The 25,627-nt window shown below is 43.1% G+C and carries 17 protein-coding genes; 14 read left to right on the top strand and 3 right to left on the bottom strand.

Going from position 1 to position 25,627, the window contains the following annotated elements; genetic code table 11:
* Positions 1–241: 241 nt before the first annotated feature.
* Genes HX021_RS05740 through HX021_RS05730 form a run of 3 tightly spaced genes read right to left on the bottom strand, consistent with a single transcriptional unit; the run spans position 242 to position 1,692 of the window.
* Complete coding sequence (locus HX021_RS05740) at positions 242–1,159, bottom strand: EamA family transporter (protein WP_286589120.1); 918 nt, start codon at positions 1,157–1,159, stop codon at positions 242–244.
* A 3-nt stretch (positions 1,160–1,162) separates the two neighbouring features.
* Entirely contained in the window at positions 1,163–1,549 is a 387-nt protein-coding gene (locus tag HX021_RS05735; RefSeq protein WP_286589118.1) for a RidA family protein, read from the bottom strand.
* 11 nt (positions 1,550–1,560) lie between these two features.
* Entirely contained in the window at positions 1,561–1,692 is a 132-nt protein-coding gene (locus tag HX021_RS05730) for a DUF6728 family protein (protein ID WP_286589116.1), read from the bottom strand.
* Positions 1,693–1,870: 178 nt separating this feature from the next.
* Here HX021_RS05730 and nagA point away from each other — a divergent pair, with 178 nt between their 5' ends.
* The 14 genes from nagA to HX021_RS05660 all read left to right on the top strand — a co-directional run bounded on the left by nagA (position 1,871) and on the right by HX021_RS05660 (position 25,611).
* Positions 1,871–2,977 carry an N-acetylglucosamine-6-phosphate deacetylase gene (gene nagA / locus HX021_RS05725; RefSeq protein ID WP_286589114.1) on the top strand — a complete coding sequence of 369 codons (1,107 nt, stop codon included), beginning with the start codon at positions 1,871–1,873 and terminating at the stop codon, positions 2,975–2,977.
* A gap of 169 nt (positions 2,978–3,146) precedes the next feature.
* Positions 3,147–4,781: a glycoside hydrolase family 10-like protein gene (locus HX021_RS05720; protein ID WP_286589112.1), complete on the top strand. Its 1,635-nt coding sequence runs from the start codon at positions 3,147–3,149 to the stop codon at positions 4,779–4,781.
* A gap of 201 nt (positions 4,782–4,982) precedes the next feature.
* On the top strand, positions 4,983–5,537 hold the full coding sequence (locus HX021_RS05715; RefSeq protein ID WP_286589110.1) for an acyl-CoA thioesterase: 555 nt from the start codon (positions 4,983–4,985) through the stop codon (positions 5,535–5,537).
* Between the two features lie 380 nt (positions 5,538–5,917).
* Positions 5,918–9,079, top strand: coding sequence for a SusC/RagA family TonB-linked outer membrane protein (locus tag HX021_RS05710; RefSeq protein ID WP_286589108.1), 3,162 nt, complete (start codon positions 5,918–5,920; stop codon positions 9,077–9,079).
* Between the two features lie 12 nt (positions 9,080–9,091).
* Positions 9,092–10,864, top strand: coding sequence for a SusD/RagB family nutrient-binding outer membrane lipoprotein (locus HX021_RS05705; RefSeq protein WP_286589107.1), 1,773 nt, complete (start codon positions 9,092–9,094; stop codon positions 10,862–10,864).
* Positions 10,865–10,915: 51 nt separating this feature from the next.
* The gene (locus tag HX021_RS05700) at positions 10,916–11,566 is read left to right on the top strand and encodes a peptidoglycan recognition protein family protein (protein WP_286589106.1); all 651 of its coding nucleotides are present in this window, start codon (positions 10,916–10,918) and stop codon (positions 11,564–11,566) included.
* Positions 11,567–12,052: 486 nt separating this feature from the next.
* Positions 12,053–13,294 (top strand): exo-beta-N-acetylmuramidase NamZ family protein, encoded by a 1,242-nt coding sequence (locus tag HX021_RS05695; protein ID WP_286589104.1) that lies wholly within the window; start codon positions 12,053–12,055, stop codon positions 13,292–13,294.
* Positions 13,295–13,394: 100 nt separating this feature from the next.
* Positions 13,395–16,841, top strand: coding sequence for a SusC/RagA family TonB-linked outer membrane protein (locus HX021_RS05690; RefSeq protein ID WP_286589102.1), 3,447 nt, complete (start codon positions 13,395–13,397; stop codon positions 16,839–16,841).
* 11 nt (positions 16,842–16,852) lie between these two features.
* Positions 16,853–18,712, top strand: coding sequence for a RagB/SusD family nutrient uptake outer membrane protein (locus HX021_RS05685; protein WP_286589101.1), 1,860 nt, complete (start codon positions 16,853–16,855; stop codon positions 18,710–18,712).
* 111 nt (positions 18,713–18,823) lie between these two features.
* Positions 18,824–20,683, top strand: a complete 1,860-nt coding sequence (locus tag HX021_RS05680; protein ID WP_286589100.1) for an outer membrane protein assembly factor BamB family protein — start codon at positions 18,824–18,826, stop codon at positions 20,681–20,683.
* Positions 20,684–20,725: 42 nt separating this feature from the next.
* Positions 20,726–22,552 (top strand): glycoside hydrolase family 9 protein, encoded by a 1,827-nt coding sequence (locus HX021_RS05675; protein WP_286589099.1) that lies wholly within the window; start codon positions 20,726–20,728, stop codon positions 22,550–22,552.
* A gap of 56 nt (positions 22,553–22,608) precedes the next feature.
* On the top strand, positions 22,609–23,247 hold the full coding sequence (locus HX021_RS05670; protein WP_286589097.1) for a polysaccharide deacetylase family protein: 639 nt from the start codon (positions 22,609–22,611) through the stop codon (positions 23,245–23,247).
* The gene (gene murQ, locus HX021_RS05665) at positions 23,244–24,083 is read left to right on the top strand and encodes an N-acetylmuramic acid 6-phosphate etherase (protein WP_286589317.1); all 840 of its coding nucleotides are present in this window, start codon (positions 23,244–23,246) and stop codon (positions 24,081–24,083) included. The genes HX021_RS05670 and murQ overlap by 4 nt, the downstream gene beginning before the upstream one ends.
* A gap of 37 nt (positions 24,084–24,120) precedes the next feature.
* Entirely contained in the window at positions 24,121–25,611 is a 1,491-nt protein-coding gene (locus HX021_RS05660; RefSeq protein WP_286589096.1) for a sodium:solute symporter, read from the top strand.
* The last annotated feature ends 16 nt before the right edge of the window (positions 25,612–25,627 follow it).

Here is a 25,627-nt window from a genome sequence, read left to right as displayed (position 1 = left end):
CACTAATTTACTATTGTTGATGAAAAATCAAAAATTTTATGAAACAAATGTGATACAAATCAAATGTTTTTCTGTTTAATTGTCTGTTTTTTACTAAGTTATGTTTTTGTGGTTTTTAATATTCAATGCGTTTTGTATCTTTTTTGTAGTGATGATAAGTGTCTGTTGGCCATCCGTCCTGCAAAGAATAGAAGGCGTTTCCTGATAGCGATGGCGCGATGAATCGGTAATGGGATTCTTTTTAAGATGATTTTTTCTCCATCTGTTTGATGTTGTTCCAGTTGAAAATAATAATCGCAATCAAGATAATGCTGTAAGCTACATATTTGATGGGTGAAACAGCTTCCTGAAAGTACGTTGCTGCCAAAGAGAATGCAATCAAGGGATTGATATACAGTAATACACCGGTGGTGGTTGATGAAATACCAATCAAAGCATACATGCTTAAAAAGAGCGGGATGATGGTAAATACAATGGCAATAAATAATATCGTGACCCAGAATAGCGGCTGTGTAGGGATGTCATGATGATTGTATAGCAGCCGCGGTATAACAAAACATGCGCATATAGCCAATTGAATGGCCAGTTGGTGAAGCTTGTCAAATCCGGTTGATATCCGTTGTGCAATCAAGTAAAAAGCATAACAGGTGGCTATGGTAATGGCCCAAAGAACATCTCGAAGAGAGCCATTGGCCAGCAGGCAGACACTGCCGAAGGCGACCAGCAATGCCGCCTTTTGTAAGGGGCGGAGTTCTTCCTTTAAGATAAAATAGGCTGCTGCCGCTGTAATCAATGGACAGGTTAAATAAGCCAGTGCCGCGGATTGAATACTGACGTGGTTGACGGCATAGATATAGGTAAACCAGTTACCAAATATCAATAGGGAAGCCAATAGGGTAAGGCCTACCTGTCGTACCTGATCCGATTTTGAACAGTCTTTAAACTTTTGGATATCTCTTGCCATGGCCTTTCTTCGGAATAATAGGAGATACAGCCAGAGGACGAGTAAGGCTGTCACTATCCTGAAATAGAGGATATCTTCGGCAGGATAATCCCGTATCCACCGGATTGGTATGGACATGAACCCCCAGATGAAAGGGGCAAAAAAAGCCGCGAAGAAATATTTTCCGCGGCCCTGCTTTGCTTTGTTATTTACCACGGGTTAATCTTTCCAGGCGATGACTGAAATTTCGACATTGACATTTTTTGGCAAGGTCTTGACGGCCACGCATTCCCGCGCGGGCTGTGCTTCCTTAAAGTATTCAGCATAAACGTCGTTAACAAGACTAAAGTTGCCCATGTCACTTAAAAAAATGGAGGCCTTGACGACATCCTGAAATGTATATCCTGCATGTGTCAGGATGGCCTCTATATTTTTTAAAACCTGATGTGCTTCATCTTTTACACCTGATGATATCAGTTCCATCGTCTCAGGGACCAGTGGAATCTGCCCGGATACATAGAGCGTATTCCCCGCTTTGATTGCTTGATTATAAGGGCCTATTGCCGCAGGAGCTTTGTCTGTGTTTAAGATCTCTTTTTTTGACATGAATGCTGTGTTTAGGATGAAAAAAATATTTTATAGATCAGGCCCAATAAAAAGACAATGATGGCCGTTGCATTAATGATATGCATGGCTTTGATACTGCCATTGGTCGGGCGGTCAGTGTTGCGCTTTCTAAAAAAGTACATGGAACTAAGTTACGACAGTAAATTAAAAAGTTAAAATTAAAATAGCAAAAACTTTGGGCATCCAGATACAAGTCCTAACTTTAATAGACGGGGCTTGCCAGCTGCTTTTTGTGTTGGGAAAGCCTGCGTAATAAATATGTGCTTGACGACTTCATGACCATTAAAACAAGTTATACAGATGAAAAAAATTGCAATAACCGGTGGTAAGATCTACACCGGAGAAGAGGTTGCCGAGAAAAAGGCTTTGCTTCTGGAAGGAGAAAGGATCGCTGGTTTAGTGGATGCAGCGCATGTTCCTCCGGGATATGAGCACTTGGATGTACAGGGGGCCAATATCTGTGCCGGTCTGATCGACCTCCAATTATATGGTGATGGGAAGGATTTATATTCTGCTGAACTGAGTGTAGGGGCATTGGAACGGATTTCTGATGGGCTGATCAACAAGGGGACAACTTCATATATGATGACATTGGCGACGAATACGATGGCAGTGTTTAAGGAAGCTATACAGGTGGCAGGGGGATTTCATCATGATGCTTTCCTGGGCTTGCACCTGGAAGGGCCTTTTTTGAATCCTACAAAAAGAGGTGCACATCCTGAAGAGCTGATCATCAGTCCCACAAGAGAACTGATCGAAGAGCTGCTCGCTGGAAACAAGGTCGTCAAAATGATGACCATCGCGCCGGAATGTATGGCGCCGGAGGTACTGGAATATTTGCAAGGTTATCAGTTGTTGCTCAGTGTGGGCCATAGCAATGCAACGTTTGAGGAAGGGACCCGAGCCTATGACTTGGGGATTCCGACAAGTACACACTTGTTTAACGCGATGTCTTCCCTGCACCATCGGGAAGTGGGATTGGTAGGGGCGATATTCAATCATCCCACGGCTTGTGCGAGTATTATTGTGGATGGACACCATGTGAGTTTTGAGGCTGTCAAAATTGCCAAAAAGCAGATGGGTGAACGGTTGTTTATGATCACCGATGCAGTGGCTGCATGCGATAAGGGAATTTATCAGCATGTGTTGAATGATGGCTATTATGCCTTGCCTGATGGGACGATATCGGGGGCAGCTATTTCCTTGTTTGAGGGCGTCAAAAACTGCGTACAGCAGGTCGGTATTCCGTTGGATGAGGCTATACGGATGTCGACTTTATATCCCGCCAAACTGATCCATAGGAGCGATATCGGGAACCTTAACCTGGGGAGTTTAGCCAACCTGATCGTATTTACCGACGACTTTAAATTAAAATACGTCATCTTTAAAGGGGAATTGCGGTTTTAACTTATTTGTGAAAAATTTGTTACGCAACCGGATAAATGCATACTAAATGTATTTTCATTCGTTATACATGTGTTCAGACAGCGCATGAGCGGCCACCAAATTTCTTTTCTATTAAAATTTAGCTTAGTTTTGGAGGTTATTTTGAAAGAAACACTATTTCTATAGATTGATGAAACGTTCCCTATTATTGTTAGCTACGGCCTTCCTTCTTTTTTCTTCTTGTTCGTCCAAGAAAAACAAAAAGCAGGAACCCGTCAATACCAACACCAATGTTGAAATTGTAAAAAAAGACCCACCCTCAGTTCCGAAAAGAGAACGTGTAAAAGGTACGATAGAGAAGAAAGAACAAGCCAAGGAACAACCTGTTGCTGAGAAAAAGAAGGACATCGTCGTTGATCTTCCTGCATTGCCACGTGAGTTCCGTGCTGCTTGGGTGGCTTCTGTGGCCAATATCAATTGGCCGAGCAAGAATAACCTGAGTACTGCTGAGCAACAGCAGGAAGCTATTGGTATTCTGGATTTTCTAAAGAACAATAATTTCAATGCGGTTATTTTTCAGGTACGTCCTTCGGCAGATGCTTTTTATAAAAGTGATCTTGAACCCTGGTCTTATTTTTTGACCGGAACTGAAGGTCAGGCACCCTCTCCGTATTATGATCCCCTTGAATTTTGGGTCGAACAGGCACATAAAAGAGGAATCGAACTGCATGTCTGGCTGAACCCTTACCGAGCGCATCATACAACCGGAGGGGCGGTGACCTCGGCCTCCATGGCGCGTAAGATGCCCGAATCTGTCGTCAAGCTGAGACAAGGCTATTATTGGTTTGATCCTTCCAAACAGTCCACGCAAGATCATGCTGCGCGTGTGGTGATGGATATTGTGAAACGTTATGATATTGATGGTGTACATTTTGATGATTATTTTTATCCCTATGCGGAGTATAACGGTGGTCAGGATTTTCCGGATTCGGAAAGTTATAATGCCTTTAAACGGAATGGTGGCACACTGTCCCGTGGCGATTTCCGGAGAAATAGCGTGAATACGTTTATCGAGCGTATTTATAAGGACATCAAACGGGAAAAGAATTTTGTAAAATTCGGTATCAGTCCTTTTGGGATCTGGAAACCTGGTTTTCCGGCAGGGATCCAGGGATCGAGCCAATACGATATGCTCTATGCCGATGCCAAACTTTGGTTGAATAAGGGCTGGGTGGATTATTTTGCTCCGCAGCTCTATTGGCCTATTCAGCCTGCCCGACAAAGTTATACGGCTTTGTTGAAGTGGTGGGAAAGCGAAAATACCATGGGACGTCACCTTTGGCCGGGTATCAATACGGTTGGAAAGCGTAGCCCTGAATATGTCCAGGAAATTGTCAATCAGGTAGCGGCCGCGCGCAGTATTCTGCCAGACAACCGCGATGGAGTGATCCACTGGAGCTTGGCTGGATTAACGAAAAATCCGGCGATGACCCAGGCGCTTGCGAATGGCCCTTACCGCTCCAAAGCCCTCGTGCCTACAACACCCTGGCTGAATGCAAACCCTTTACTGAAACCTACGCTGTTACTGACCCCACAAGGCAATAATGTATTTTTAAAATGGCAGCACCAACAGATTGATCAGGTTGCCAAATGGGTGCTCTATTTAAATTATGGTGGTGAGTGGCAATATGAAATATTGGAGCCCGGTGTGACAACAAAAGATGTTCCAACGGCATTGAATAATAAAAAATTGCAGTACATTGCAGTAAAAGCGATCGATCGTCTGAGCAACGAAAGTCCTTATATCGCTGAAAAAATCAAATAAAGAACTTTTGTATTATCTGAAAAAGGTGTATCTGATTATTTCGGATACCCCTTTTGCTTTTTGCCTGTTATAAACTTGCCCTATTTATGGGATGCGCCTGTGCACGGGATATTTGTCTCTTTTTGGTTAAAAACCACGTGGTTGCCTGGAACACCGTAATTTTGTTTTGAATTTTGATCTGTCCGGAGTAAATTTATTGTTATGGAAGAAATCTATAAAACCGTTAGCGATTCTGTGATCCGTATTTCGCAGTTGATGCTACCGTCTAATGCTAATTTTGGCGGAAAAATACATGGGGGATATGTTTTATCATTGATGGACCAGATCGCTTTTGCCGTTGCATCCAAGTTTTCGGCACACTATTGTGTGACGGCTTCCGTCGGAAAGGTTGATTTTTTGAAGCCAATTGAGGTGGGGGAACTGGTCACCCTGATTGCTTCAGTAAATTATGTGGGCAATTCTTCGATGGAGGTAGGTATTCGGGTTGAAGCCATGAATATACAGACAGGGGAGACAAAACATTGTAATTCTTCGTATTTTACGATGGTTGCCAAGGACGAGACAGGTAAGCCGACCCGTGTGCCACGGCTGATACTGGAAACGGAGAAAGATGTATTTCGGTTTTATCGATGCGTGATCAAAATGGAAGTCGACAAAGAAAGAGACCGTGCCATTCAGGATTTGGAAATGGATTCGGAGGAACAGCAAGCTTATATCAAAGCGCATTTTGATGTTAAGATCGCACTGAAGAAGTAATTGCTGTTGGAATACCCCACGGTCAGGTGCGCTTACCTGCTGTTTAATCCGTGTTTTAAAAATAATATCCGATAAAAGCCACGATAGTTAATCTATCGTGGCTTTTATTTGGGATTGTTGGTGGGGAAAATTAAGGGTATGGGAGGAAGTTTTTCATATTATTGCTATAGTATGCGTTTTTATATCGATTTATTGCCCGTTTTGGGGCTTTTTTTTGTGTAAATTTTGCGTTAACTCTTTTATTTTTATTTCTTTCTCAAATAGTTGTGCATAAACTTGCATAAATACGTAGCTTTTTATAGTATTGTATTGTAATTGAAATAAACCTTCGGGCTGGAACCTCCCGTTATGAATCAATTATTAACAACTAACTAAATACCATGAAAAAAAAGTTACTCTTATTTTGTTCGGGAGTGATGCTTTCTACCAGTTTGTGGGCACAGACCAAAACTGTTACGGGTAAAGTCACGAATGCTGCAGATGGTGGATCTATGGCAAACGTCACGGTAAGCATCAAAGGTAAATCCAATAGTACACAGACCAACCCGGACGGTAGTTTTTCCATTCAGGCTGAACCGGGTGATGTGTTGATCTTTAGGGCTGTGGGGTCGCAGGAAAAGCAACAAATTATTGGTGCAGCGACGACGGTAAATATTGCGCTTTCAGGCAGTGAGGAAGCCTTGGAAGAAGTGGTTGTGACTGCAATGGGGATCAAGAAGGAGAAGAAAGCACTAGGCTATGCGGTACAGGATATCAAGGCTGATGAATTGATGAAGAACAAGACCGCCAATGTGGTGAATTCCTTGGCAGGTAAGATTGCCGGTGTTAATGTAACGCAGGCCTCCGGTTCGGCAGGTGCTGGAGCACAGATCATTTTACGGGGTGGTACCTCTTTAGAACGCGACAACCAACCCTTGTTTGTTGTGGATGGTGTGATCTATGATAACTCTACCGTTATTGGAGGAAATAGTGCCTTCGATGGTGCTCAAGCAACTGCGACTTCCAATAGCAATCGTGTCATGGACATCAATCCAGAAGATATTGATAATGTCTCGGTATTAAAAGGGCCTGCTGCTGCTGCCTTGTATGGTTCAAGGGCTGCTGCTGGTGCTATTATCATTACCACAAAAAAGGGGCAGGAAGGACGAACTGAAATCGGTTTTTCAAGCCGGGTATCCAATAATTGGGTCAATCGATTGCCTGAACAGCAAGGTAAATATAAACGTGGTTATTACAATAGTGCCGGTTTGTTAGATGATTATACTACACAATCCTGGGGGGAGAAGTTTGGGGATAATGATATCGTTTATAACAATGTAAAAGATTTTTTTCAAAATTCGACCGTTTTTGATAATACTGTTAATCTATCGGGCGGTAATAAAAATGGGTCGTTTTACCTGTCGGGTTCCCGTTTTGACCAGAAGGGTATTGTCCCTAATACCAGTTTTGATAAGACGACTTTTCGGTTTAATGGGGATCAAAAGTTTGGTAAACTGACTGTTGGGGCAAATGTGGGGTATTCACTTGCCAATACGGATAAAACCTTGACTTCTGCAGGATTGTGGGGCTCTGGGGGAACTGGTGCAATGGAATCTTTGTACGGCTGGTCCCGCAGCGACGACATGAAAAAGTATCTGAACGATAATGGTACTAAATATCGGATGTTTGAGGGGCGCCAACCTTTAGAAGATGATGTGGAAAATCCATATTGGACAATCAATAAAAATATACTGGGAGATAATACGGAGCGGATTACGGGTAGTATCAATGCGATGATGCCTATTTTTGATTGGTGGAGTCTTTCGTATCGTGTGGGGATGGATAGTTACCTGACAAAAAATTCGACTATTATTGGTAGTGGTGGTGCGATTAAGAAACCTTGGCAGAAAGGGATGATGTCGGAAAGTGATTTGAAATATAATTATTGGTCATCGAATCTAATGTCAAATTTCAATAAAAAAGTAGGTGATTTTGATTTGGGTGCTTTGGTTGGCTTTTTCTCTGAACAGACCAAAATAGCTACGAATCGGCGTATGGGATATCACTTTGAAGTTGACGATTTCTATAGTTTTGAAAATATTGCTGCAGCGAATAAACAATTTACTTCTACAAATTCAAAAAAACGTCTATTTGGTCTATATGGCGAATTAAGAGCTTCGTATAAAAATATGTTTTTTTTGAATGTTACAGGAAGAAATGACTGGACATCGACTTTACCTGTTGAAAACAGATCCTATTTTTATCCATCCATCGGTGGTAGTTTTGTATTTACGGAAATGCTGAAAGATGCGAGACCGGATTGGTTGGACTTTGGTAAGGTACGTGCCTCATGGGCAAGGGTGGGTAAAGATGCGAATCCTTATGTGACCAATACATACCTGTGGAAACCTGTGGAATATTTAGGTGGAATTGTTGGTGCTGGCAATAACTGGCAAAAAGGAAATCCATTCTTAAAACCAGAAACAACAGGTTCGTTTGAGGTGGGAGCTGAATTGCGTTTCTTTAAGGGAAGGTTAGGGATAGATTATGCCTATTATACCAACAATTCATACAATCAGATCCTTTCTCCACGTCTAGGACAATCGACTGGATATATTTTTATCTCAGTGAACGGTGGCGACATTTACAATAAAGGAATGGAGCTATCCTTGACGGGTAAGCCAATCATGAAGAAAGACTTTGTATGGGAGTCTACGTTGAATATGTCCAGGAATAAAGGAACGGTAGATAACTTATTGGCTGGAGTGGATATTCTTTATGTAACGGATGTGCAAGTTGGAAATGCAAAAGCGGCCTCTTTTAACGGCGGTAATTTTATGGGCATTTCGGGATCGAAGTGGACACGTACACCAGATGGAAAGGTCGTATTAGATGTCAATACAGGAATGCCTGTGAGTGATAATCAGACCACATATGATATCGGGAACCGTGAGCCCAAGTTGACAGGTGGGTTCAATAATAGTCTAACTTATAAAAACTTTAATCTTTCGTTTTTATTTGATTTCCGCATAGGTGGGGATATCTACAATGGTACTGACTATGCGATGACCGTTAGCGGTATGAGTAAACGCACGGAAGAGCGGGACCAATTAGTGCTGACAGGTGCAGTTCGTAATGGCGGGACAGACGAAGCTCCTGTTTTTGAGGATAAAACATTTACCTTCTTAGCAGACGAAATGTACAATATTAAGGGTACGGAAACGAGCGGAAGAAAAATCATCCAGGATTATTGGAGCGACTTTTATGCGCGGGAGAGTGCCAATTTTATGGTAAAAACAAATTGGTTAAGACTGCGTAATATTTCGGTTGCCTATAATTTTTCTGATGGTGTGCTGAAGAATGCCGGTATTTCAAAGGTTGTGAAGGGATTGACAGCGACCTTGACAGGAACTAACCTGTGGTTGCTGACAAACTATAAAGGACTGGATCCCGAAGCATCGGCAGCAGGATCTGGAGTCACCGGATCCAGTTCAGTTGGCATCGATTATAATGGGGTGCCAAGTACAGCTGGGGTTATGTTTGGTGTAAATTTTAGATTTTAAGATAGCAGAGTCATGAATAAATATAAGAAAATAGTCTCATTTCTGTTGGTTCTAACGTTGTTTTCATCTTGTAGTAAAAATTGGTTAGATATCAATGTGGATCCGAATACACCGTCAAGTACAGTTGCTTCGGTGCAAAGCCGTCTAGCCTGGATACAGCATTATTATTTATATGCACAGGGGACCGCGGGTACTCGAGCGGGATTTGTGACACAGCAACTGACTTTCAGTAATAGTACGGCATCAAATAGTATGGTTGCTGGATGGAATCCGATGTCGGGTATGTCAACTACGCCCTATCAGTTCTTTTTTGTGGGGGCTGGAGCCAACTTCCAGGATATGGAGGAGAAGGCGCAAGCTGAAAATGCTTATCATTACTTAGGAGCACTCCGGGTTGTGCGTGCGATGGGTTTTATGCTCATGACAGACTGGTATGGTGAGATGCCTTATACCGAGGCGCTAAGCACCGTAAATACGCCGAAATTTGATAGCGGAAAAATAATTTATGAGGGGTGCCTGGCTGATATCGACAAAGCCATTGAATACTTCAATATGGTTCAGCCTGAAACTGCTGCCCCGCTATCAGCAGGTGATAGCTGGAACGGAGGGGATGTCAGTAAATGGTTGAAGATGTGTTATGGCTTGAAAGCAAGATGGTTAAATAATTTATCCAAAAAAACCAGCTTGTATAAACCTGATGAGATACTGGCGGCATTAGATAAAGCAGCGAAATCGATCGGGGAAAGCACGGTCATTGCCCATATGGATGATCCAACAGATAATATTGGAGATATCCTTTTTGCTGATCCGGTAAAAACCTCGATTGTATTCAATAACGCGGGGATGAATTCAAATACTTTTGTGACCAAATGGTATGAAAATATATTGACCAACTTTGATAATAAAGGTGTTGAAGATCCTCGTGCAGATAAAATGCTTCCCTGGGCCGAATTTGGAGTCCCTAAGCGATTTGTCCGTACGAAAGGTGTCGATATGCAATCGAATATACGCATGAATGCTGGGCCGGTCGCTTCATCTTATAATGATAAAAGTGAGGAGATCGAAAGCAATGGAAGAAAGGTTGCTCCACATTCCTGGTATATCAATAGCGCAAATACTGCCCGTTGGGGTGATACAGTGTACGTGTCGCTCAGAAGTAGCTCTATAGGATATGATGCCGATGTATCTGATATTCGGAGATGGGACGATGGAACCGTTGCGGCCTCGGGTACATTCTACTCACGTCCAGATGCACCTACTCATCTTGTTGCATATCCTGAAATGTGTTTTATCAAAGCTGAAGTGCTATTTAACAAGGGCGACCGGGCGGGAGCTTTCAATGCTTACAAGGAAGGGATTAAAGCGCATATGGATTTAATGAATATCAAACTGAATTCGTATGGTAAGATTAATCCAAGTAAGTCTCCGATGGAACAGACGAAAATTGATGACTTTTTAAAGAATGGTATCGGTACGGCCGCAGATATAACTTTGCCTAAGATTATGGTCCAAAAATTTATCGCCCTATCGTTTTCGCAGCAAAACTGGAATGACATGAGACGCTATGACTTTAGCAATTCTGTCTATCCGGGCTGGGCTGTTCCTTATGAATATACTGTGACTGCTGCAGCTCAGATAAAAATTCCTCAGGGAAAACAGTTCAGAAGGGTTCGTCAGGTTTCCCATGAGATCAATTATAATGCGGACAATTTAAAAGCTTCACATCCAAATGCACTAAGCGACGATATCTGGTCGTTCCCGGTTTGGTGGGATATCAAAGAATAAGTTAAATTTGAAAGCCGCAACTGCGGCTTTCTTTATCTAAATATAAGTGCAATGAAATATTTTATATCGTTCTTTTTGGCGGTCATCCCTTTTGTAATTTTTGCCCAATCGCCCGAAATCGTGCAAAAACCCATCATCTGGAATCAGGAGCGGGCACAGCTGTCTCTGGATTATCTGAAAAACCGACATGGCTTGAGGCAGTCGGATCCAGTTATACAACCCAAAATGATCGTTGTGCACTGGACTGCTAATAATAGCGTGAATGCTACCTTTAACACCTTCAATCCCGTGCGGCTTCCAGGTCGGCCAGAGCTGACAAAAGCAAGCGCTCTGAATGTCTCTTCCCAGTTTGTGGTCGATCGTGACGGAACGATCTATCAATTTTTGCCGGATACTATTTTTGCACGGCATACTATCGGTCTCAACTATTGTGCGATTGGTATTGAGAATATAGGCGGCCGCCAGCATCCGCTGACTGACGCGCAGTTAAAAGCGAATGAAGAACTTATTCGCTACCTCAGTAAGAAGTATGCTGTCGAATATGTTATCGGGCATCATGAATATCAACGTTTTAAAAAGACATCCTGGTGGAAAGAAACTGATCCGAAGTATATGACCAGTAAGGATGATCCAGGAGATGAATTTATGAATACACTCAGGGGAAAATTGGTGGATCTAAAGTTGAGACCACTGCCTCAATAGGAGAGTTGGTCCCATTGTGATAGCATAAATAAAAAGGTCATGGTAGATTTGCCATGACCTTTTTATTTATGCTTTAGCTTGCTGGTATTTCTTACATGATATAGCGCTTGATGATGGCGGTGTTACAATATATTACTTTTTTGCATGTTTGCTGTGTTTTGCGTAATTGTAATGAAATGTTAACTACTGCTTATGGTATAGAGCAAAATATCCGTTAATAAAGCATAAATGATTATAGTTTCAATGTTTTTTATTATTTAATATGCTTGTATATAGTGTTTTATGATTTATTTTGCGGGGTTGCATTAAGCTTTTTTGTATGTTGTTAGCTTTAATTTCGAGTACTTATAGTAAGTGAATACTTACTATCTTTTGCGTTTTTATGAGTTATTTAGTTTAAAAAACGGAAAGTTCTACTTACTTTTATTCTGATTTTCAATTACCCACGCATAAAACTGCATTTATGCGCGGTCAAAAAATCTATTTATGATGAAATTTACCTTATTCAAATTAACCCTTGTGGTATCCATTGTTACCTTCATTTCTTGTGGACATGCACGGCATGCTGCCCAGCTCAACAAGCCTGCGGATGCTGAAGTTGCAAAAAGCACAACAGACCAAGTTGTACCAGGAGCGGACCAACTGGCCTTGTACTTACCGCAATTGGCAGGTAAGAAAGTTGGCATTATGGGAAATCAAACTTCTATTGTGGGGCATGACAAAAAACATTTGGTGGATATATTGATCGAAAATAAGGTCGATCTGAAATTTGCTTTTGCGCCTGAACATGGGTTTCGGGGAGATGTCGAACGCGGGGAGAAATTTGGTAATGATGTCGATCAGAAGACAGGTCTGCCTTTATATACCTTGTATGGAGGTAACAAGAAACAGGATTCCATCGTCAATTCCGTTGATGTGATGATCTTTGACCTGCAGGATGTGGGCGCTCGTTTTTATACTTATATCACGTCCTTGCATCATGTGATGGAATTATGTGCAAAACACCATAAGAAATTGATCATATTGGACCGTCCAAATCCGAACGGAGACCAGGTTGATGGCCCTGTGAGACATGATGATAAGTTTAAATCGAATGTTTCCTGGCATAAGATCGCGATGATCCATGGTCTGACCATTGGTGAGCTGGCTATGATGATCAATGGCCAAAAGTGGCTTGAAAATGGCCGTCAGGCAGATATCCAAATCGTAAAAGTTCAAAACTGGGATCATAAAAAGATGTATAGCCTGCCTGTAATCCCTTCACCAAGCTTACCTAATCACCTTTCGGTCCGCTTATATCTTTCACTCTGCCTGTTTGAAGGGACTGATATCTCTGTGGGACGCGGGACAGACTGGCCCTTTCAGGTACTGGGGTATACAAATCCGGTCTATGGCTCCTTTACGTTCACACCGGGAGAGCGTCATGGTATGGCGAAACATGTTGAGGGAAAAGATGTGATAAATTACGGTGTTGATCTGCGGGCACTCGATCCTGACAGCCAAAAATTTACATTAAAGTATATACTTGATTTTTATCAAAAGACACCTGATAAATCCACGTTTTTTGCGAGACCTGAATTTTTCGACAAACTTGCGGGTACCGATCAATTGCGGAAACAGATTCTGGCAGGGAAGTCTGAGGAAGAGATCAGGGCTTCCTGGGCGAATGACTTAGCATCTTATAAGCATATGCGTAAAAAATATCTGCTATATCCTGATTTTGAATAAACAGGATTTTAAAATGCCGATGGGCTGGGAAATCAGTTTTTTGAACAGCAAAAACTAACAATATTAACTAGAATCATTTATTTTTTAAAACTCTATATCAATGAGAAAATTTGTACTATTTTCTGTTGCACTTGGATTGAGTTTTCCTTCTGAATCCTATTCTTTCGTAAAGAAAGAAGGTGTTTTGAGCAGCCTTAACACAACAAGTCTGCTGAAAGCAGGGGTTCAAAATACGGTACAGGGTACTGTAACGGATGGAAAGGGGCCAGTTTCAGGAGTAAGCGTGTCAGTAATTGGCGGCAGTGCATCTACCAAAACTGATGAGCAGGGACATTTTAAGATCACGGCTGCGGTGGGGAGCAAATTGCGTTTTTCTTCCGTGGGATATGTGGCACAAGATGTTACAGTGACATCGAATTCACTGAATGTAACATTGGTTGATGATAATCAATCGTTGGAAGAGGTGGTCGTGGTTGGTTATGGTACGCAAAAGAAAGGCAACCTGACCGGTGCGGTTTCATCTATTAGTGTAAAGGATAATCTGCAAGGGCGTGCCATTGCTGACGTGGGGCGTGGTATTCAGGGGACGACACCTGGCTTAACAGTGGTTGTGCCAAGTGGTGAGGTCGGTTCTGATCCTGTGATGAAAATCAGGGGACAGATCGGTTCGATTGCAGGGCAGTCCAACCCCCTCATCTTATTGGATAATGTGGAGATTCCTAGTATTCAGTTGGTGAACCCCGCTGATGTTGAGTCGATTACCGTGCTGAAAGATGCGGCGGCGGCATCAATTTATGGTGCGAAAGCTGCTTTTGGCGTGGTGTTGATCACATCTAAAAAAGGAGCAAAAGGTGGTGACACGTTTAATATAAGCTACAACAATAACTTTTCATTCCAAAATTCAGCGGTAGATTATAATATGGGCGATGTAAATGCGCTGAAGTATTCGCTGGAGGCTGCAGAAAGGATCGGTGAAACAGAAGCAGGCGCTTTTTATAAGGTTAATCGTCCAAGCTATGAACGGGCTCTGGAATGGAAACAGAAATATGGAGGCTCTATCGGGGTCAACGATCCCACGGTTTATGGACGTGACTGGTATGTGAATCCTGCTGAACCAACTAAAAAATATGGTGTGCGGACCTACAACGTGGAGGATTATATGATCCGTAAGGCGGCTCCCACATCGCAGCATGATCTGAGTGTTTCCGGTACTTCTGGAAAGACAGATTATACCTTAAGTATGGGCTTGCTGAACCAGTCGGGGATGATGAAACCCACCGATCATGACCGGTTCAAACGGACAAATGCAGCATTGCGCTTGTCTACGGAATTGAATAAATATGTAACCGTGCGCGGGGGGGCAATGGTCTCGCGACGCAAAAAAGAATATCCGTATACAACAAGTTCAACAACGGCGGATCCTTGGTTATATTTATACCGCTGGAGCTCCTTGTATCCAATGGGCTATGATGAAAACGGTAAGATGATCCGGAGCCCATGGAGTGAAATTTCCTCGGCAAATACCGCTAGTTTTCAAAATAATTACCTGAATCTGAATTTGGGAGCTACAGTGAATATCATGAAAAACTGGAAGGTAGATTTTGATTATACATTCTCAAACCAGGAAGAAATTACGACGCAGCCCGGTACCCGTTTTACTGCGGCAGATTCCTGGATTGCTGGTGTGGCTCGTAAGGATGCCGCTGGAAATCCAGTATATGTCAATTCAGATGGACAGGTTGTTGCTGCTGGTGCTGCCGGGGCAATGGCTGCCTATGATCTGAATTACTATATGTATACCGCCAATGGAGCCAATCCGGATCATTATTTACGTGCCGCGGGTAACCGTCGTAACAATACCATCAATGCGGTTACAACCTATAACCTGAATATTGATGATGATCATGAATTTAAATTCTTGGCAGGTATCAACCGTGTTACGCTGGATTATGACATGAACTCATCCCAAACCTTCAATTTGCTTGATATTAAACATCCACAATTGGGATTTGGGGTGAACACTTCTTCGCAGCAAGCAAAGGGTGACGCTTTGTGGGAAGCTCAGCTAGGTTATTTTGGCCGTGTTAATTATGCTTACAAAAATAAGTATCTGATCGAAGCGAATATCCGCTACGATGGTTCTTCGAAATTCCCTAAAGATCTGAAATGGCAATGGTTTCCATCCTTTTCGGCAGGCTGGGTAGCCTCGGAGGAAAGTTTTATGGAATGGGCCAAGCCGACCTTGAATCAATTGAAGTTTAGGGGATCTTGGGGGTCGATCGGTGACCAGACTGTGCTGCCTAGTTTGTATACTTCGACCATGATTCCGGGAGAGATCAACTGGCTCGGAGCAGACGGAAGCAAATATTATAACATTGGCACGCCATCGGCTGTATTAAGTACTCTTGGCTGGCAACGTATCGAAACGACAGATATCGGTCTGGATATGCGCATGTTCAAGAATAAGTTTGGACTTGTGTTTGACTGGTATCGTCGCGACACGAAAGATATGATCGTGCCTAGCGGTAATGTCAGCGCTACCTTTGGCGCTCCACCACCACAAGGGAATTTTGGTGCGCTGCGCACGCAGGGCTGGGAATTGGCATTGGATTTTAACCACCGCTTCGAAAATGGTTTTGGTTTTAATGTACGTGGAACCTTGTCTGATGCGAAATCCACAATCCTGAAATATACGGATACCAAGGTGATCTCGGATTATTATGTTGGAAAAGATATTGGTGAAATCTGGGGATATCGTACTGACAGATTATATCAAGCTGCTGACTTTGAATACGGTGCGGATGGAAAAATCGTTCAGGTAACCGTTGCAGATAAAGAAATGAACAAATTGTCGGATCCAAATGCGGCCTATAATACTTTTGCTACCGACAGTAAATTTAAGTTCGGGCCTGGTGACGTAAAATTTGTGGATCTGAATGGCGATGGGCAAATCAATAAGGGGGCGGAAACGCTGAGTGATCATGGCGATTTAGAAGTTATCGGTAATGAGACACCACGCTATGAGTATGGTTTCCGTCTGGGAATGGACTTCAAAGGTTTTGATTTTTCCGCATTTCTACAGGGTGTCGGCAAACGTCAGATCTGGGGAAATGGATTTTTGACCATTCCGGGTTTCAATTCGTCTGATGGTGCTATGCCTTCGGCAATTGCAGATGATTTCTGGTCAGCAGACCATACCGCTGCATTCTATCCTAGAGCTTTTAATAATGCAGCGAGCAATGATGCGAATAATATGGTCAAACAATCCCGCTATCTGTTGGATATGTCTTACATGCGTATCAAGAATATCACGTTGGGGTACACATTGCCGTCGTCATTGACAAATAAAGCCTATATCAAATCGGCAAGAATCTATACCTCGTTGGAAAACTTCTTTACGTTTGATAAACTGAATGGGCTTCCGGTGGATCCAGAGGCGATCAATGGATTTTCTATATTTAATGACAAGAATTATAACTCGGGACGGACAGGTGTCGGAACACCAATGTTCAAATCGGTTTCTTTTGGTGTCCAGGTTAACTTCTAAAATTTACGAAAATGAAACTTACAAAGAAAATAGCTTTTTTGGCACTGGGCACAACATTGTTGCTGTCTTCGTGCAATAAAGACGTCTTGGATCGGGATCAGCTTACCAGTATTGAGGATCAGAGTAGCTGGGGGAATGAACTGGCGCTGCGCTTATATGCGAATGGATTTTATCCGAATTTTTTCACGGGTTATAACTCAGGCTTTGCGACAGCTTACGCACCCGTGACAGGGTATACCTTTTCAGATGACCTGACAAAAAAGAACATCCAGGATAATTTTGAAAATACGGTTCCTTCCACACGTAAGAATGATTTTGCAAGTACAATTGCTTTAATGGAAACACCGCAGATGCTGCGCGAGTATTCGGGGCCGACATGGAACTTTGTGTATATCAGAAAGGCGAATATTTTTATTGACCGTATAGAAAATGTGACCAAGCCGAATATTAATGAAGAGACATACCGCCATTGGATGGCTGTGGCGCGCTTTTTCAGGGCTTCGGAATATAGCCGACTGGTGGAGGTGTTTGGGGATGTGCCTTATTATGACAAGGAACTCAAAGACAACGAAACGGATCTGTTGTATAAAGACCGGGATAATCGGGGCCTGGTCATGGATAAGGTGTATGAAGACTTTCAGTATGTATTGGAAAATATGCGGATCAGCGATGGTAAGCAGTACCTGAATAAATATGTTGCGGCTTCATTTATTTCGCGGTATATGTTATTTGAAGGATCTTTCTTGCACTACCATAATATTGACAAAGAAAGAGCGAAGAAATATCTGGAACTGGCTCAAAAAGCGGCAGAAATAGTCATGAATGCTGGCTCATATAAATTTACCAGTGATTTTAAGAGCTTATTTGCCTCAGAGGATCTAAGTGCAAACCAGGAAGTGATCATGTATCGTGCGTATGACGCTACGAAAAGTGTGACTCATAGTGTGGGGTCTTATAGTAATGGTACGGAAGGACAGACAAATGCACCGAATTTAGTGTTGGTAAAATCATTTATTTGTAACGATGGAAAGCCATGGCAGGGTTCGGCAGTGGCCAATGCGGCTAGTTTTTCCATCAAGGATTTGTCCCTTACGCGTGATCCGCGTTTTGAGGCTTCCTTCTTCGAAAAACCACTGACATCGTCATCAACATTATTTTATGCCTTTAAATTTGCGTCACGAGAAGCGTTAACCTATCTAGGTAGTAAATATCCACCTGCATGGGGGTCAAGTACCAATACATCTGATGCGCCAGTAATCCGGCTGGCTGAGGTTGTGCTCAACTTTGTTGAAGCAAAACAGATCTTAGCGGAAGCTTTTGGGGGTGCGGCAGTGACGCAGGCTGATATTGACCGTTCGATTAATGCAATCCGTAATCGTCCTTTGGATGCGGCAGCAACAGCAAAAGGCGTTCAAAAAACTGCGCCATTACAGATCGGTGCAATCGCCAATGACCCATCCAGAGATGCTGATGTGTCTCCATTGACCTGGGAAATACGTCGGGAGCGCCGGATGGAATTTGTGTACGAGGGACTCCGTTTGCTGGATATCAAACGATGGAAAAAATTGGATTACATGAATTTTGATAAAAATCCGGATTATTTCCGCGGTCCTTGGATCGACGCCCAAAAAGATATTCCTGCATTGTTGGACGCAAGCAAAAAAGGAGTGTTTAAAGTGGTAGATGCCAATAATAAGGTAATCACTTATGACGGTACGAATGCAGGACAGATGATTGGTTACTATCTTGTTGAGACTGCGGAGAACAGGGAGGCTTTTTCGGATCGTTCGTATATGTCGCCTGTAGGGTTGGAACAGGTCAATGAATATGCTGCAAAAGGCTATAAATTGACCCAGACGAAAGGATGGTAATTTTATTTTGATATTTATTTGGCCTTGTCCACTTGGTTGGGCAAGGCTTTTTTTGTGCGACTTTATTTTATATTTATGCATGAAAATGCTATTTTTAAGAAAATACCAACCATGAAATCAAGAATAATTGGGATTATTTATGCATTATTGTGCGTTTTTAACATCGCCTTTGCACAGCAGTCCTTTAAGTTTGCTCATGTCACCGATACGCATGTTGGAGGAGCCACGGGTGAGGAGGATTTGCGGCGTACGGTAAAAGATTTAAACACAGTACGGGATATCGATTTTGTGATTCTCTCAGGGGATATTACCGAATTTGGTGCGGATCATGAACTGAAGCTGGCGAAGCAGATACTGGATAGTTTGCAGTTGCCCTGGTATGTGATTCCTGGAAATCATGATGGCAACTGGTCGGAAAATGGCGCAAATACCTTTCGTACGGTTTTTGGTGGCGAGACGTTTTTCTTCAAACATAAAGGGTTTGAATTTATCGGAACCAACTCCGGTCCGAATATGCGGATGAGTCCCGGGCAGATTCCGCGTGAGAACTTGGTGTGGATGGATTCTATTTTTGCTTCAAATCCGGACCGGAATACCCCGTTGATCTATATTAACCATTATCCGCAGGACTCATCCCTGAATAATTGGTTTGATGCACTGAAGCGTGTCAAGACGCGGAATGTGCAACTGGCACTATGTGGTCATGGTCATAATAATTCAGCTTACAGCTGGGAAGGGATTCCGGGGGTGATGGGACGCTCTAACCTGCGTGCCAATAAAAACATCGGAGGATATAATATTGTCACTATAGGGGGAGGGAAAGCAATTTATCAGGAGCGTACTCCGGGTGTAGGAACGCAGGATAACCCTTGGTTGGTTGTGTCCTTGTTTGATCATCATTTTGAAAATGAAACAGCGACCTACCCACGTCCCAGCTACGCTGTCAATGACAGGTATGCCGACAAGGTAACGGTAAACTGGACATTTGAAGATGCAAGTGATATCGGTGCCGGATTGACGGTCTATAAAGAGCGGGTCATCAGCTCCAATACGGCTGGTGATATCTTTGCACTTGACCTGAAATCTGGTAAAAAATTGTGGGCATTCCGTACAGGAGGGAAAGTCTATTCCACACCGGCGGTCTGGAAAGGCATCGTGGTCGCTGGTTCTTCAGACCACTGTATCTATGGGGTGGATGCTCAAAGCGGAAAACTCCGCTGGAAGGTGCAGACAGATAAAGCTGTGCTGGGCTCGCCCTTGATCCGGGATGGTATAGCTTTTATTGGTGGTTCGGATGGTAAATTCAGGGCATTGGATGTAAAGACCGGTGCATTGAAATGGAGCTTTGACCATGTAAATGGATTTGTTTCAACTTTACCTACCTATTATCGGGGCAATATTATTTTTGGTTCATGGGGAAATGGATTTTATGCACTTGAAGCAAAAACTGGAAAACTCGCCTGGGAATGGAATAATGGGCATGCTAACCGTATGTTTTCTGCGGCAGCCTGTAATCCGGTGGGGGTCAATAACCGTGTTTTTGTGGTTGCACCGGATCGATATATGACAGCCCTTAATGCTAAGAACGGCGCTGTAATATGGCGTGAAAAAAAAGATACCATACGGGTGCGGGAATCCATGGGGCTTGCTGCAACCAAGAAGCAAGTATATGTAAAAACAATGGACGGAGACCTGCTTGGGATTTCCTGCTCGGCAGACAATATGGAAGTAGTTTGGAGATCAGCGCTAAAACTTCCTTATGAATTGACTCCCTCAGCAATAAAGACCAACCGCAGACTGGTTTTTGTGCCGAGTCATTCGGGTTTGCTGTCAGCTGTAGAAGCAAAAACAGGCGAAGTCTTGTGGCAATATAAAATTTCCAATGGCATGGTTAATCCGGTCGCAATAAACGGTCAGAACTCCGTGATAGCAAGCACGATGGATGGTAAGATAGTCTCATTACAATTTTAAGCAATCGATTGAAATGATCTTTTTGAAAATAAATGCCTTATTATGATAAAAAAATGTCTAAACTTCTTAAATTTACGTCAAGCTTTTCTGCTTGTTTTTGCATGTTTTGTTTGTAACTTTGCGAAAGCACAGCAAAATGCATGGATTAGAATAAACCAATTGGGCTATACGCCGGCCGGTAAAAAGGTCGCCGTATGGGGCGGGAAATCAATCAGGCAGCTTCGTTCTTTTGAAGTAAAAAATGCACAGACAGGTAAAGCGGTTTATGTTCACCCGGTCGGAAAAGATTACGGTGCTTATGGACCTTTTGTACAGAGTTTTCGTTTTGATTTTTCTGCGGTACGGGATACTGGGCAGTTTTATATACAGGCTGGGGAGGTGAAGTCCCCTGCTTTTAGAATTGCCAGGGATGTATATGCCGGAGCTGCAGACTTTGTCTTGCGCTATATGCGCCAACAACGTACTTTATTCAATCCGTTCCTGAAAGATAGCTGCCATACGCATGATGGTTTTACGCTGTATGCTGGAAAAGCCGGCATCGCGGATAGTTCGCGTATTGATGCGGGTGGTGGATGGCATGATGCTTCTGATTATTTACAGTATGCCACGACCTCAGCAAATGCTACATTTCACCTGCTGGCGGCCTATCGTGATTTTCCGCATGTGTTTGGAGATCAGAAACAGGCGAATGGCCTGGATGGAAAAAATGGGCGGGCAGATGTGCTGGATGAAGCAAAATGGGGATTGGACTGGCTGCTCAAGATGCATCCAAAAGCAGATCAGATGTATAATCAGATTGCAGATGACCGGGATCATGCCAGCATGCGTATGCCTGGAGAAGATCCTTTTTATGGCCGCGGAACTGAACGGCCGGTGTACTTTATTGATGGCCAACCGCAGCAACGTGGTAAGTTTATGAATAACACGACCGGAACAAGCTCTACGGCCGGGAAATTTAGTAGTGCCTTTCGCTTGGGTGCAACATTGTTTGGTCAGGATGATAAGCGATATGCCAAACTGCTCGCTAAGAAAGCAGGGACCGCTTATGCTTATGCCAACCTGAAACCTGGGGTAACACAGACTGTTTCTGTCAAATCGCCTTATATCTACGCCGAAGATAACTGGGTGGATGATATGCAATTGGCAGCAGCAATGGCACTGTCGGTCACGAAGAAGAAGAAGTTTGCCAAGGAGGCCATGTCTTATGCGCGGCAGGAGAAAATTACTCCTTGGATGATAGAGGATACAGCGGCACATTATCAATGGTACCCATTTATCAACCTGGGACATTATGAATTGGCGAAAGTATTAAAGGGGCAAGATCGCGAGGAAATTGTTTCTTATTATAGGCAGGGTATCGAAGAAGTCAACCGTAGGGCGGAGCAGAATGCATTTTTAAGGGGAGTCCCTTTTATCTGGTGCAGCAATAATCTGACGGCATCTTTTGCGATCCAATGTCTATGGTATAAAGAACTGACAAATGATGGACGTTTTGATGAGCTGGCCCAGGCCAATTTTGATTGGCTTTTTGGTACAAATCCTTGGGGGACGAGCATGGTTTATGGATTGCCTTCATGGGGTGATACACCAGTTGACCCACATTCGGCTTTTACATATTTGGGCAAGCATCCGATTGATGGCGGTTTAGTCGATGGCCCTATTATGGCATCCACTTACCGTAACTTGATCGGCATCAAGCTGAATAATCCAGATGGTTATGCGGACTTTCAAAGTGACCTAGCTGTTTATCATGATGATTATGGCGATTATAGTACCAATGAACCAACAATGGACGGTACTGCCGCACTGATCTATCTGCTGGCAGCAAAAGAAGGAAAGGCCCTGGAGGAGCCGGATGCAAAAAAGTAGTATGGGATCGCTATGGTGCCCTTGTTCGTGGTGATACCACGAAAAGGCAGATAGCTTTGGTCTTTACAGGCCATGATCTTTCTGAAGGGACACCAACAATACTGAATAGCTTGAAGCTCAATCATGTAAAAGGCTCTTTCTTCTTGACGGGCGATTATATGCGGAATCCTGCGTTTAAACCTTATGTCCAGCAGATGCTGCACGATGGGCATATGGTGTCAGGACATTCTGATAAGCATCTTCTGGTCAGCGATTGGACACATCGGGATAAATTATTGGTCGGTCAGGATTCTTTTGTTAGTGATCTGAGCAATAATTTAAGGGAATTGGAGGCGCTGGGAATACATACGGATCACTTGCGTTATTATATTCCTTCGTATGAGTGGTATAATCGCCAGACTGTAGCGTGGGCTAAGGATATGGGACTGCTTTCTGTCAATTATACACCGGGATTGCGGACAGCAGCAGATTATACTTATCCAGAAATGGGTAAGCGTTACCTTTCTTCGGTGGCAATTATGGAGCAGCTTTGGTCTTATGAATCACGATTTGGGCTCCGGGGTTTTTTGATATTGATTCATATGGGAACAGACCCCCGGCGGCAAGATAAATTATATCATCATCTGGATGATATCATCAAGAGATTAAAAGAAAAGGGTTATCGATTTGTGGATGTGCCCGATTTAATGAAATAAAGAATTTACTATATAGATTAAGAATGGTTAATACAACGGAGAAAGATTCGAATTATCAGGATTTGGACAAGATGTCTGTACATGAATTATTGACTAATATCAATAATGAGGATAAATCTGTGCCACTAGCTGTTGAACAGTCAATTCCTCAGATTGAAGCATTGGTGAAGGTTACTGTGGAGAAGATGAAGGCCGGAGGCCGGACTTTTTACATCGGTGCAGGTACGAGCGGTCGGTTGGGCGTCTTGGATGCATCTGAGTTACCTCCGACTTATGGAGTGCCATTTGAGTGGATCATAGGACTGATAGCTGGGGGGGATACGGCTATCCGTAAGGCTGTTGAATTTGCTGAAGATGATATGGAACAAGCATGGAAGGATATGGAGGCTTATGACATCGATGAGAATGATATTGTGATCGGTATCGCGGCTTCTGGTACGACACCCTATGTGATCGGTGGACTGAAAAAGGCGAATGAGAAAGGGCTGGTGACAGGCTGTATTGTCTGTAACGGCGGATCTCCAATTGCTGCTGTCGCACAGTATCCAATAGAAGTTATCGTAGGACCTGAGTTTGTGACCGGATCCACCCGGATGAAATCAGGTACCGCCCAGAAACTTGTGCTGAATATGTTCAGTACGGCCGTCATGATTCAATTGGGAAGGGTCAAAGGAAATAAAATGGTCGACATGCAGCTGTCAAACCACAAATTAGTGGGACGGGGTGTGCGTATCATTATGGATCAGACGGGAGCAACGGAGGAAGAGGCTGCAGCATTGCTGGAACAGTTTGGCAATGTCAGACAAGCCATTGAGGCCTATCAAGCGACACATTAAAACACTTCTATACAAAATCACCTATTAAAAACGAATTATGTCACCTATCATATTATTGTCCTTTATCGTTATCTATTTTGCGGTTTTATTAGCTGTTGCCCACTTTACTTCAAAAGGATCTTCTGACAATTCAACATTTTTTGTTGCGAACCGGAATTCAAAATGGTATATGGTCGCTTTCGGGATGATCGGGACTGCACTCTCGGGGGTGACTTTTATTTCTGTCCCAGGGGCAGTTGGGGCTTCAGAATTCAGTTATTTCCAATTCGTCCTCGGTAATGCGGTGGGCTTTGTGATCATTGCCTATGTGCTTCTCCCCCTTTATTACCGAATGAAGCTGACTTCGATATATACTTATCTGGAAGAACGCTTTGGTCATACGACCTACAAGACAGGGGCAGCTATTTTTTTGGTCTCCCGGACCATAGGCTCAGCTTTCCGCCTGTATCTGGTCGCTATCGTTCTGCAGCATTTTATTTTTGATACCTGGAATGTGCCCTTTGCCATTACGGTGATCATTTGCCTGGTGCTGATCTGGCTATATACCAATAAAGGGGGCTTAAAGACAATCATTGTGACGGATACCTTGCAGACAACATTTCTGGTGACAGCAGTTATTCTTTCGATCTATTTTATGGCAAAAGGTCTTGATTTTGGAATTGTGGACACATTTGAAGCGGTAAAAGAAAGTAGTTATTCCAAAATCTTCTTCTGGGATGATTTTGTCAGTACCAAAGCGAATTTTTGGAAACAGTTTCTAGGGGGGATTTTTGTCACGATAGCCATGACGGGCCTTGACCAGGACCTGATGCAAAAGAATCTCTCCATGGGGACGATCAAAGAAGCACAGAAGAATATGATTACCTTCACCAGTGTATTTGTGGTGATCAATATTTTCTTTTTGGCTGTGGGTGCACTGCTCTATATCTATGCAGAAAAGAATGGTATTGACGTGTCACAATTGGCCACACGGGATTATCTCTATCCTGAGATTGCCCTGAACCATCTGGCCATCGTGCCGGCGATTATCTTCATGATGGGGCTTACTGCAGCGACATTTGCCACAACCGATAGCGCCCTTACAGCGTTGACGACTTCTTTTTGTGTGGATTTCTTAAATTTCAATAAAAAGGAAAATCCGAACGATCCTGTTCTTGTTAAAAAACGTAATTATGTACATTTCGCTTTTTCAATTGTGATGTTGCTGGTGATTCTTATATTCAAGCTGATCAATGATGATTCGGTGGTCAATGCCATATTTACCGCTGCCAGTTATACCTATGGTCCATTATTGGGGCTGTTTGTTTTTGGCATCTTCACCAAAAATGCTGTCCTCGATAAAGCTGTTCCCTATATCTGTGTGCTCTCACCGACATTGCTATACATATTGAAAACATATGTCATTGAGGTGTATACGCCCTATGTTATCGGACTGGACTTAATTATTATCAATGGTTTTATCACCTTTTTGATGCTATTGGCCAGCTCACCGGGCAAGGCGAGTGAAGGAGCGCTTTCACATCATTAAGTCTTTATATTTGATT

The organism is Sphingobacterium sp. N143 (genome assembly GCF_030325625.1).
In the GTDB taxonomy this organism is placed as follows: Bacteria; Bacteroidota; Bacteroidia; order Sphingobacteriales; family Sphingobacteriaceae; genus Sphingobacterium.
This window is presented reverse-complemented; position numbering and strand designations above follow the sequence as displayed.